Below are 2,042 nucleotides of genomic sequence, written 5' to 3' on the forward strand. Positions count from 1 at the left end.
CAACCAGGAGTCACTGATCCATGCGAGTGGACATCAAGCAGCTGCGCCAGGCCCGCGCCAATAAGGCAAAGGACGGCAAAACCGCGCTCGAGCAGCTCAATACGCTGCAGGGCAAGGCAACCCTGACCGAGGCCGAGACCGCGCAGGTCGGCGAGCTCGAGACCAAGGTCGACGCGCTCGAGGCCGAGGTCGCCGAGCTCGACAAGCAGATCGCCGCCGAGGAAAAGAAGCTGCGCCGCACGGCGCTGTTTGGCTCCTCGACCGCGCTCGGCGGTCCGGCGCTGGCGACCGTCGTCAACGACATCAATCCGGAACGGACCGGCGGTTTCCGCAGCGTCGCGGAATTCGCGGTCTCGGTTCGCAACGCGATGACCGGCGGCGGCCTCGATCCGCGTCTCGGCGCCGCGCCGACCAATTTCCAGCAGAACCAGGGCGGCGGCGGCGAGGGCTTCCTGGTGCCGACCGAGTATCGCGAGCAGATCTGGGCGCTCGTTTTCGACGACCAGAACCTGCTCGGCTTCTGCAATCCGGAGCCGACGCAGGGCAATTCGATCGCGATCGCGAAGGACGAGACCACGCCGTGGGGCGCGTCCGGCGTCCAGGCGGCCTGGCGCTCGGAAGGCCAGCAGCTCATTGCGACCAAGGCTGCGGCGACCGGCGAGATCATCCAGCTGCATGAGCTCTACGCCTTCGTGCTGGCCTCGCAGGAGGTCCTCGACGATGCGCCGCGGCTGCAGAACCGCATCTTCAACCAGGCCGCCAACGCGATCCGCTGGAAGGCGTTCGAGGCTGTCATGACTGGCGACGGCAAGGGCAAGCCGCTCGGTTTCATGAATGCGCCGTCGCTGGTGACCGTCGCAAAGGAAGGCGGGCAGGCGGCCGACACGATCGTCGTGCCCAACGTCCTCAAGATGTATTCCCGTCTGCTGCGGATGGGCGGTCGACCGATGTGGCTCGCCAATTCCGACACTTTGCCGCAGCTCGGTCAGCTGACGATCGGCAACGTGCCGGCCTGGCTGCCGCTGAATCAGCCGCTCGCCGGCGCGCCGGATGGCGGGGTTTTCCTCGGCCGTCCGCTGATCTTCAACGAGCATAGTGCGACGCTCGGCGATCTCGGCGACCTGACCTGCGTCGATCTCTCGGGCTATGCGCTCGCGACCAAGGCCGGCGGTGGCATCGATTTCGCCGCATCGATCCATCTGTTTTTTGACTACAACCTGGCGGCCTTCCGCTGGATCTTCCGGCTCGGCGGCCAGCCGTACCTGTCGGCGCCGGTCCAGCCGGCCAAGGGCAATAACACCAAGTCGCATTTCGTCGCGCTCGAGGCGCGCTGATCGAGCTCGAGCTCGTCAGACAATGACGGCGCGCCTGGCCTGACCTGGCCGGCGCGAGTAACGGCCGCGTTCCTGTTTCCTGAAACCATGAGGAGTGCAGATGCACACCAATCTCAAACCGTCGCAGCGCGTCAGCGTTGTCGACTCGATCAACCCGCAGTCGGCCAATGCCGTGCAAACCACTGGCTGGATCGATGCCGGCAAGTTCCACAACTATATGGCCGTCATCTCGCTCGGCGCGCTCGGCGCCGCTGCGACCGTCGATGCCAAGATCCAACAGGCGACCTCGGCCGCCGGCGCCAATGCGAAGGACATCGCCGGAAAGGCGATCACGCAGCGCACGAAAGTCGGCGCCGACGATAACAAGCAGGTCCTGATTAACCTCAAGCAGGAAGATCTCGACATCAACAACGGCTTTGGCTTCTTCCAGGTGTCGGTGACGCCGGCCGTCGCTGCCTGCCTGATCGGCTGTTCCGTGCTCGGTTTCGATGCGCGGTACGGCTTCGCAACCGACAATGACGCGGCGACCGTCGCCGAGTTCATCGGCTGATCGAGCCTCGCGCCTCGGCCGCCCTGGCCGAGGCGCTTTTCCCTTTTTGGCAGGGCTTCCCGACATGCTCCGCATCTCTCAGCGTCCGGCGGGCTATCCCGTCACACTCGACGAGGCCAAGGCGCAGCTGCGCGTCTCGAATACGAAAAACGACGCTC

General features: G+C 65.3%; 2 protein-coding genes. Both read left to right on the forward strand.

Annotated elements, in window-relative coordinates; genetic code table 11:
- Window positions 1–20 precede the first annotated feature (20 nt).
- Entirely contained in the window at window positions 21–1,334 is a 1,314-nt protein-coding gene (locus AC628_RS41360) for a phage major capsid protein (protein WP_074132543.1), read from the forward strand.
- Between the two features lie 100 nt (window positions 1,335–1,434).
- Complete coding sequence (locus AC628_RS41365; RefSeq protein ID WP_074132544.1) at window positions 1,435–1,884, forward strand: hypothetical protein; 450 nt, start codon at window positions 1,435–1,437, stop codon at window positions 1,882–1,884.
- Window positions 1,885–2,042 lie beyond the last annotated feature (158 nt).

Origin of the sequence: Bradyrhizobium sp. NAS96.2 (assembly GCF_001908235.1) — a bacterium.
In the GTDB taxonomy this organism is placed as follows: Bacteria; Pseudomonadota; Alphaproteobacteria; order Rhizobiales; family Xanthobacteraceae; genus Bradyrhizobium.